8 protein-coding genes are annotated in these 9404 nt (G+C 68.2%); 3 read left to right on the top strand and 5 right to left on the bottom strand.

What is annotated here, in order from left to right; genetic code table 11:
- Together AC5592_RS02465 and AC5592_RS02460 are read right to left on the bottom strand one after the other, a co-directional pair.
- Positions 1 to 356 (bottom strand): NAD(P)-binding protein (locus AC5592_RS02465; RefSeq protein WP_157121520.1); only part of this gene is annotated, 356 nt, incomplete at its 3' end.
- Positions 357 to 464: 108 nt separating this feature from the next.
- Entirely contained in the window at positions 465 to 746 is a 282-nt protein-coding gene (locus AC5592_RS02460) for a hypothetical protein (protein ID WP_157121518.1), read from the bottom strand.
- A gap of 261 nt (positions 747 to 1007) precedes the next feature.
- Between AC5592_RS02460 and AC5592_RS02455 the strand changes: the two genes are divergently transcribed.
- From AC5592_RS02455 to AC5592_RS02445, 3 genes are all read left to right on the top strand, one after another.
- A complete protein-coding gene (locus AC5592_RS02455; RefSeq protein WP_063063249.1) occupies positions 1008 to 2270 on the top strand; it encodes a KasA/KasB family beta-ketoacyl-ACP synthase in 1263 nt (420 codons plus the stop codon).
- 104 nt (positions 2271 to 2374) lie between these two features.
- On the top strand, positions 2375 to 4405 hold the full coding sequence (locus tag AC5592_RS02450) for a glycosyltransferase family 39 protein (RefSeq protein WP_063063248.1): 2031 nt from the start codon (positions 2375 to 2377) through the stop codon (positions 4403 to 4405).
- Positions 4406 to 4487: 82 nt separating this feature from the next.
- Positions 4488 to 5846, top strand: coding sequence for a family 1 glycosylhydrolase (locus AC5592_RS02445; protein ID WP_063063247.1), 1359 nt, complete (start codon positions 4488 to 4490; stop codon positions 5844 to 5846).
- Between the two features lie 59 nt (positions 5847 to 5905).
- On the opposite strand, the gene AC5592_RS02440 is transcribed toward AC5592_RS02445, so the two are convergent.
- From AC5592_RS02440 to AC5592_RS02430, 3 genes are all read right to left on the bottom strand, one after another.
- The gene (locus AC5592_RS02440; protein ID WP_051025323.1) at positions 5906 to 6901 is read right to left on the bottom strand and encodes an alpha/beta hydrolase; all 996 of its coding nucleotides are present in this window, start codon (positions 6899 to 6901) and stop codon (positions 5906 to 5908) included.
- A 216-nt stretch (positions 6902 to 7117) separates the two neighbouring features.
- Positions 7118 to 7774, bottom strand: coding sequence for a transcriptional repressor LexA (lexA, locus tag AC5592_RS02435; protein ID WP_063063246.1), 657 nt, complete (start codon positions 7772 to 7774; stop codon positions 7118 to 7120).
- A gap of 33 nt (positions 7775 to 7807) precedes the next feature.
- On the bottom strand, positions 7808 to 9404 hold a 1597-nt coding region (locus AC5592_RS02430), incomplete at its 5' end, for an LCP family protein (protein ID WP_051025324.1).

Raw genomic sequence — 9404 nt, 5'->3', positions numbered from 1 at the left:
TCGGTGGTCCACAGTTGTTCGGCGCTCGACCAGCTCGACTTCACGACCTTGCGGCCGAAGCGGATGTGGCGGGTGACGCCGTATTCCTCGGCGGTCTCGGCGATGTATCGGCGGATGTGCGGTCCGTCGGCGAGCACCTTGGTGCCGATCCAGGGGCGGAAGCCGTAGCCGAAGGTCAGCATGTCGGAGTCCGAGCGGATGCCCGGGTAGCGGAACAGGTCCCAGGTGCCGCCGATCGCGCTGCGCCGTTCGAGGATCGCGTAGCTGCGTCCGGTGTTCTCCCGGCTGAGATGGCAGGCCATCCCGATCCCGGACAGGCCCGCACCGATGATCAACACGTCGACATGCCGCGTCATTGAGGTATCCGTTTCGTCCGAATGTCAGCCCGGACCTCGCCGTCCGGATACCCGAAGGTTACGTGTTATTTCTGGTTACGTCTAGTCGCGGCAGGGTCGGCGGCGCGGTCAGTGCATGGCCGCGCCGAGGATTTCCCCCGCTCCCGCGGTGGCCAGCCCGATCGCGACGACACCGACGGCCACCCGTGACACCGTGGCTCGCGCGACCCCCCGACGGTTCGCCAGATGGATCCAGCAACCGACCGCGATCGCCGTTGCCAGCAAATGCAACCAGATGAGATTTCGCAGCAGCGCCGTCGTCACCCCCGCGCCCGGTGGAGCCTGCGGACCCACATTGTCCAGCTGGGCAGTAAACATGTCGTGAACAGCGTTGACAGTCATCTCGGGCACGCCCTTCCCTAGCCCGTCCGGTTGGGCGCACCGCTGCGGACGCACCCATCCGTGACCCTCTACGGTACCCCTGCGGCAAATTGCTGGCATCTTCGTTTCTCGCACCCCTGCGAGTGGTGGGAGAGCTACGCTGACCCAGGCGCACCCACCGCCGGTGTGGCGGGACGGGCGGCCGATGACGGCGAGGTCATCGGAGCTCGCGGGTGCTGCCGAGTTTCGTGTCCGGGGCAATGAGGGACCGACAGGGAGGAATCGACGACCGTGCGTACGCTCGATACCGGTTTCAACACCCGCAACGGCGGCTTCCGCGAGGTAGTCGTCACCGCGCTGGAGATCACCACCTCCATCGGCGCGGATACCGAAAGTACGTGGCAGGCGCTGCTTTCCGGCGCCAGCGGGATCAAGGTCCTCACCGATGAGGAAATCCTGCGCCAGGATCTACCGAATGCCATCGGCGGCAAACTGATCCACGATCCCACCACCGATCTGGATCGGGTACGCAAGCGCCGCATGTGCTACGTCCAGCAGATGTCGTACGCGATGGGTAACCGGCTGTGGGAGACCGCGGGTGCGCCCGAGGTCGACAAGGACCGCCTCGGCGTGTGCATCGGCACGGGCCTGGGCGGCGCCGACGTCATCGTCGACGCCAACGACACGATGCGCGAGCACGGCTACCGCAAGGTGTCGCCGTTCGCGGTGCCGATGAGTATGCCCAACGGCGTCTCGGGCGTGGTCGGCCTGGAGATCGGCGCGCGCGCGAGCCTGGTGACGCCGGTGTCGGCATGCGCCTCGGGCAACGAGGCGCTGGTGCACGCGTGGCGCTCGATCGTGCTGGGCGAGGCCGACATCGTCGTCGCCGGCGGGGTCGAGGGCTACATCAACCCGATGGCGATCGCCGGATTCACCATGGCGCGCGCGCTCAGTTCCCGCGTCGACGAACCCGAACGGGCGTCGCGGCCGTTCGACCGCGACCGCGACGGTTTCGTCTTCGGTGAGGCGGCCGCGCTGCTGCTGGTCGAATCGGAGGAGCATGCGCTGGCACGCGGGGCGACACCGCTGGCCCGGCTGCTCGGCGCCGGATTGACCGCGGACGGCTATCACATGGTCGCCCCCGATCCGGAGGGCCTGGGGTGTGCCCGGGCGATGCGCCGGGCCATCGAGACCGCGGGCGTGGCCGCCGCCGATGTCGATCACGTCAACGCCCACGCCACGGGCACCTCGATCGGCGATCTGGCCGAGGCCAAGGGCATCGCCGCCGCCATCGGCACCCACCCGGCGGTGTACGCGCCGAAGTCGGCGCTCGGGCATTCGGTGGGCGCGGTGGGCGCGCTGGAGGCCGCGATCTCGGTGCTGACACTGCGTGATCAGGTCATTCCGCCCACGCTCAACCTCGACAATCAGGATCCCGAGATCGACCTCGACATCGTGCGCGACAAACCACGACACACCGATGTGGAGTTCGCGATGAACAACTCGTTCGGATTCGGTGGCCACAACGCGGCGGTGTTGTTCGGCCGGTACTGACCGTGACGGGTTACGGCGTCCGATTCGCCCGATCGCATCGGACTCACAGCAAGTTCCAAGGGTTCGGCCAGGGTGGTCACCGGATCGGCTGAGACGCTCCCGCGGTGACAGTGACGACTGCCGACACCGCCGTGCCCGTATCGCCCGAATCGGCTCGTCCGCCGGATCCGGATCTGCCGCCGCCACGGCGCCGGGACCGGGTCGCGCTCGCGCTGCTGCTGGTCGCCACCGCGGCCGCGTATCTGTGGAACATCACGGTCAACGGGATGGGCAACGGGTTTTACGCGGCGGCGGCCTGGTCGGGGTCGCGCGACTGGAAGGCGCTGCTGTTCGGTTCGCTGGACCCGGCCAACTTCATCACCGTCGACAAACCGCCGGTCTCGCAATGGGTGATGGGGTTGTCGGGGCAGCTGTTCGGCTTCTCCAGCGCCTCGATGCTGATTCCGCAGGCGTTGATGGCGGTGGCGGCGGTCGCGCTGATGTACGGCGCGATCGCCCGCGCCACCGGCAGCCGCGGCGCGGGCCTGCTGGCGGGTCTGCTGCTGGCCCTGACACCGGTGGTGGCGTTGATGTTCCGGTTCAACAATCCGGATGCGGTGATGGTGCTGTTGATGACCGCGGCCTCCTACTGCACCGTGCGCGCGTTGCGGCACGCGAACCCGCGCTGGCTCGTATTGGCCGGTGTCGCATTGGGTTTCGCGTTCCTGGCGAAAATGCTCGAGGGGCTGATGGTGCTGCCCGCGCTGGGTGCGGCGTATCTGATCGCGGCCCCGGCGGGATTGGGCAAACGGATCGTGCATCTGCTGGCCGCGGCGGTGGCGCTGGTGGTCTCGTCGGGGTGGTATGTACTGCTGACGATTCTGTGGCCCGCCGATTCCCGGCCCTATCTGGCGGGTTCCAAGGACGACACGTTCATGGATCTGGTGCTGGGTTACAACGGTTTCGCCCGCTACCTCGGACACAACCACGCCGGACGCAAACCCTTCGAACTGCCCCCCGGCTACGAGTTGCCGCATCTGGGTGGCGGGAGCGGCGGGTTCGGGTCGGGTCCGGACCGGTTGTTCACCGGTGAGATCGGATTCGAGATCTCGTGGCTGTTGCCCGCGGCCGTGCTCGGTTTCGTCGTCGTGCTCGGCACGCGGTGGAAGTCGCCGCGGACCGATATCGTGCGCGGGGCGGCACTGGTTTTCGGGCTGTGGCTGCTGATCGACGGGGTGGCGTTCTCTGCGATGAAGGGCGGCATGCACGCCTACTACACCCTGGCCATCGCGCCCGCGGTGGTCGGCAGTTTCGTCCTGGGACTGGCCGAGGTGTGGCGGTGCCGGGACCGGGCGTGGGGCCGGGCCGGGGCAGCGGGACTCGTTGCGGCCGGCGGCATCTGGGGATTCGTGCTGCTCGACCGGAATCCGGACTGGCAGCCGTGGCTGCGGTGGTCGATCCTCGCGGTGACCGTCGTGGCTGCCGCCGCACTGCTGCTGACGGCGCTACCGGCGGTGTCGCGCCGGGCGCCCGCCCGCGCGGTCGCGGTGGCCGTGGGCGCCGGTGTGCTCGCCGCGACGGCCGGGTCGAGCGCCTACGCGGTGGCGACGCTGCCGCAGTCGCATACCGGCGGCAGCCCGGTCGTCGGGCCGGCACGTCCGCAGCTGCCGCAGGCGCTGAATCCGTTCCGCAGCCAGATCGGCATGCTGATGGGCGGCACCGACACCGATCCGCACCTGGTGGAGATGTTGCGGGCGACGCATACGACGTGGTCGGCGGCCATCGACCGCTCGGGACCGGCGGCCGGGCTCGAACTGGCCAGCCGCACACCGGTGATCGCCATCGGTGGATTCACCTCCGAGGATCCGGTCCCCACCGTGGCGGGATTCCAGGACCTGGTCCGCGACCGCCGGATCACCTACTATCTGGCGCCCGAGATGAAGCTGCCGGACTCGTGGCGAACCCGCGACCGGCACCGAACCCCCGGCGCCACGCCCACCCCGGCGACCGCGCACAACCCGTCGGCCGCACACGCGGATCCGGATATGTGGCATCCGGTCGGCAACACCGATATCTATGCCTGGGTGGCCGCGCATTACACGCCGCAACACCTCGGCGGCCTCGAGGTTTTCGACCTCACCGCACCACCGCACTGATCACGATATGAGGGGCTGATCGCCCGCTCGACACGCCCTTGCACACACCGGAATTCAGCAATCTCACAGCTACGATTGCTGGATGCGAGAGCCGAACCGCCGCCAGGTGCTGGCCACCGGCCTGGCAACAGCAGCCGCACTGCTGCTGCCGGGCCGCGCGGGCGCCGACCCCGTCCGCCGGGCGGCGTCGGCCCTCGCTCCCCTGGGCCCCGACTTCGTGTGGGGGGTGGCCACATCCGGGTTCCAGACCGAAGGCCATGCCCCCGACAGCAACTGGACCCGCTACATCGCGACCGGCGCGGCCGAACCGTATCGGGATTCGGTGCGCTTCCTCGACACCTACGCCGACGACATCGAGCGCGCCGCGCAGCTGGGCGCGAAGAGCTTCCGGATGAGTATCGAATGGGCCCGGGTGCAGCCGCATCCCGACGAATGGGACGACCAGGCGTTCGCCGGCTACGACCGGATCGTCGACGCCGTCTACGCCGCGGGCATGACCCCGATGCTGACCTTGGATCACTGGGTGTATCCGGGCTGGGCGGCCGACCGCGGTGGCTGGCGCAACCAGGGCATGGTCGACGACTGGCTGGCGAATGCGCGGAAAGTGGTGCAGCGCTACGGTTCTCGCGATCCGATCTGGGTCACGATCAACGAACCGGCCGCCTATCTCGGCACCGAGATCCGCATCGGCGCCCTCTCCCACGAGGAGTGGCCGGCGGCGATGGACCGGCTCGCGCAGGCCCACAACCGGATCTACGACGACATCCACGCCACCTATCCGAAGGCGATGGTCACCAGCAACATCGGCTATGTTCCCGGCGCCGACACCGAGGTGAATCAGCCGTATATCGACCAGGTTCGCGACAAACTCGACTTCGTCGGCGTCGACTACTACTTCGGCCCCACCCCGGTCGCGGACGGTTCGCCGTCGACCTCGGCCGGTGCGCCCGCGATGTGGGAGTTGCCGCTGCAGACCGAGGGCGTCTACTACGCACTGCGCCGCTATGCCCGCCAGTTCCCCGGCAAACCGCTGTATGTGGTGGAGAACGGGATGCCGACCGAGGACGGCAAACCCCGCCCGGACGGCTACACCCGCGCCGATCAACTGCGCGACACCGTGTACTGGATCCAGCGCGCCAAGGCCGACGGTATCGATGTGCGTGGCTACAACTACTGGAGCCTCACCGACAACTACGAATGGGGCAGCTACACCCCGCGTTTCGGCCTCTACACCGTCGATGTCACCTCGGATCCGGATCTGGTGCGCCGGCCCACCGACGCGGTCGAGGCGTTCGCGGTGCTCGTCCGCGCGGGCGGGGTGCCCGCCGATTACCGGCCCACCCGCGCCCCCGTCGGGTGTTCTCAGGTCGATCCGCCGGCCAGTTGCGACGAGCCGGTGATGCTGCCCGGCGCGGATCCGGCCGCCACGCCGTCACCGTGATCGCCTGCCGCCGGGTCCGGCAGTCGGTAAGGGGACGGTCGAACCCGGCGGTTGCCACATCAGGCGGGAAGTTGCAGCCCGGCCGCGAGAACCGGCCACGACTGGATCAGCGCGTCGTGCCAGTAGCCCCAGGAATGGGTTCCGGTCGGCGTGAAATCGTAGGTCGCCGGAATGCCGAGACCGTCGAGCTTGGCCTGCAGGTTGTGGCTGCAGTAGTTGACCGCGGCTTCGATCACACCGCCGATGACCAGCTGATTGGCCAGTCCACCCGGTCCGGGCAGCGTGTAGGGCCCGTTGAGGGTGTCCCACTGTCCGGGGAGCCCGGATCCGCTGGAGATGAACAGGTTCAGCCCGCGCAGCTGATCGGCGTGCACGTAGGGATCGTTGGCCGCCCACATCGGATCGTTCTGCGGCCCGTACATGTTCACGGTGTTGCCGCCGCCCCACACGTTGACCGCGAGATTGACCGCGGTGTAGCCGACGGGGTCGCTGATCTGGGCGCACCCGCTGTAGGCGGCCACCGACTTGTACAACCCGGGTTTGGCGATCGGCAGCTGCAGCACCGAGGTGCCGGAGGTGGACAGCCCGGCGATGGCGTTGAGGCCGTTGGTGCCCAGGGCGCCGTCGATGATGGGCGGCAGTTCCTCGGTGAAGAACGTCTTCCACTTGTTGACGCCCAGCTTCGGATCCGGCGCGCGCCAGTCGGTGTAGTAGCTCCAGGCGCCGCCGACGGGCTGGACGACGTTGACGTCCTTGTCGGCGAGGAACTTCAGCGCGTCGGGCGCCTTGTTGTCCCAGGTGGCGCTGTCCTCGCCACCGCCGGCGCCATTGAGCAGATACAGCACGGGACGCGGTGTGGAGGCGTCGGCGGGTCGCTGCACGTTGATCGTGATCGGTTTGTCCATGGCCGCGGAGTACACCTGCAGGGTGACATTGCGGCCGTCGACGACGGAGAAGCCGACGATCTTCGATCCGTCGGCGGACACCGGATGTGCCAGCGGCGCACCGGAATCGACGACCGGATCGCCCGCGGCGGCGGCCGGTCCGGCCGCCATGCTCGCCGATACCGCGGCCAGAACTGCCGCGGCCGCGACCGTCGCGACCCGGGTGCGCCGCCGCACCCGGTATCGCCCCGCCAATCTGCCCGCCCGATTACTGCTCGCCACGTGCACCTCCGAATCCCGTTCGGTCTTGCGCGGTTGCCTGCCTGGGCAGACTAATTCAGCGGCAACCGTTTGGCGATCGGTCCGGCGGGCGCGTCGAGCAGGTCGTCACATTCGCCGCATCACCGACACGACCTTGCCGAGCACGACCGCGCGGTCACCGTCGATGACGTCGTAGGCCGGATTGCGGGGTTCGAGGTAGACGTGACCGTTGCGCCGGCGATACACCTTCACGGTGGCCTCGTCGTCGATCATGGCGGCCACGATGTCACCGGAGTGGGCCTCGTGTTGCTGCCGCACCACCACGATATCGCCGTCGCAGATCGCGGCGTCGATCATCGAATCACCGCGCACCCGCAGCCCGAACACGGTTCCGCGCCCGACCAGTTGCCGCGACAGGGTGAGCTGGTCGTCGGTGTTTTCCTCGGCGAGGATCGGGGTGCCGGCGGCGATATCGCCGACCACCGGCACGGTCACCGAATCCTGTTCGCCGCCACGGCTTTCCGCGGGTGCGAGGAACAGGCGCACATCGATGGGCCGGGAGACACTCGCGCTGCGGCGCAGGAATCCCTTGTCCTCGAGGTCTTTCAGGTGTTTCGACACCGACGAGCCCGATTTCAGTCCGACGGCGGCCGCGATCTCCCGCGACGAGGGCGCATACCCGTTGCGCTGCACCGCATCTCGGATCACGCCGAGGATGCGCCGCTGCCGCTCGGGCAGCCGGGAGGTGTCGAGGTGGTCGTATGCGTCGTCGTATCCGGTCACCGGAGAATCGTAGACGGCCGCCGCGGCGGCGCCTCAGTTCACGCAGGGTATGTCGGATCCGATGCTGGTGGTGACCGGCTTACCGGAGTCGGGACGGTCGTCGGTGGTTGCCGTGGCCGACACCGAGCCGCCGCCGCTGGTGGTCGTGGTGAGCCCGGTCGTGGGGTCGGTGGTGGTCACCGTCGACGCGGAGGAGGAGGTGAGGCTGTCGGGCATGCTGAAATCGCTGCCGATGACGATCTTCACCGTCCCCGGATCGAGGGATTTCGACGCGGCCGTGGGCAGCCCGCCCAGCATGTCGGCGGCCTGGGTGGCGTCGGTGTCGGCGCCGGAGCCGAAGTACACGACCGAACTGGATCCGTCGCTGTAGGTGGCGTTGCCGACGTTGCCCTTGCGGAAGCCCTTGTCCACCAGCGCCGTGGACACCTTGGCCGCCATCCCGCTGGCTCCGCCGGCGTTGACGACGTCGATGGTGCTGGTGGGGGTGGTGGTCGGAGCGCTGGACTGTGGTTCGGCCACCCCGAAGGCGGTGCGCACGGTCTTCTTGATCGCGGCCGGGTCGACGATGTTGACATCCTGGCCGTCGACGGTGTCGTAGGCCTTCACCGGCAGGGTCTGGAATTCGATCGGAATGGATCCGGCGCGGCCGAGGGTCTGGGCGAAGTCGAGCAGGTTCCAGCCCTGGGAGAGCACGATGTCGTTCTGCGCCGCGGTGATCAGGTCCTGCAGTTTGCCGATATTGGTCAGCGTTCCCGAATCCTTGAGCTGTTTGGCGACCGAGGTCAGGAATGCCTGCTGGCGGTGGGTACGGTCCAGGTCGCCGTTGTCGAGGCCGTGGCGCTGGCGCACGAACGACAGCGCGTTGGCGGCGTCGAGATGCTGGCGGCCCGCGGGGAACACCGCACCGGAGTAGTACTCGTCGTCGACGGCGTGGTTGAGACACACGTCGACGCCGCCGAGGATGTTGGCCAGATCGTAGAAGCCGACCAGCGAGATCTCGGCGAATCGATTGATCGGCACCCCGGTGAGCTGTTTGACCGTCTGCACGATCGATTCACGCCCGGCCTCGCGGCCCTGGCGTTCGAGTTCGACCTTGTCCTTGACGCCCTGGTTCTCCAGTTTCTGTTCCACCGAGGCCTTCTTCAGCCCGTAGGCCTCCTTGATCTTGGCGTGGTCGTAGCCGGGGATACCGGAGACCGAGACATAGTCGTCGCGCGGGATGGAGAAGGCGGTGACCTTCTTCAGATCCTTCGGAATGTGAACCAGGATCAGCGAATTGGCGTTGTAGCCGCCTTCGCTGCCGTCACCGGCGTGCAACTGGTCGAGGATGTTCTTGGGCAGGTCGTTGCCGTTCTGGTCCTTGCGGGTGTCCAGGCCGATCAGCAGGATGTTCAGGTCGCCGTCGAGTGCGGCCGCATCGGCCTCGCTGATCGCGTTGGACCGGGTGAAACCCTGATCGACGCTGCGCTCGGTGTAATAGGCCAGGCCGGTGCCGCTGACCACGACCACGGCCGTCACCGCGGCCAGCAGGCGACCACCGACCCGCACGGCCCTACCGCCGCGATTCGGGCGCGGCGGCGGTGCGGTGCGGGCGCGGCGGGTCCGCCGGTTCGGCGGTGGCGCGGCGCCT

Source organism: Nocardia violaceofusca NBRC 14427 (genome assembly GCF_963869435.1).
Classification (GTDB): Bacteria; Actinomycetota; Actinomycetes; order Mycobacteriales; family Mycobacteriaceae; genus Nocardia; species Nocardia aobensis.
This window is presented reverse-complemented; position numbering and strand designations above follow the sequence as displayed.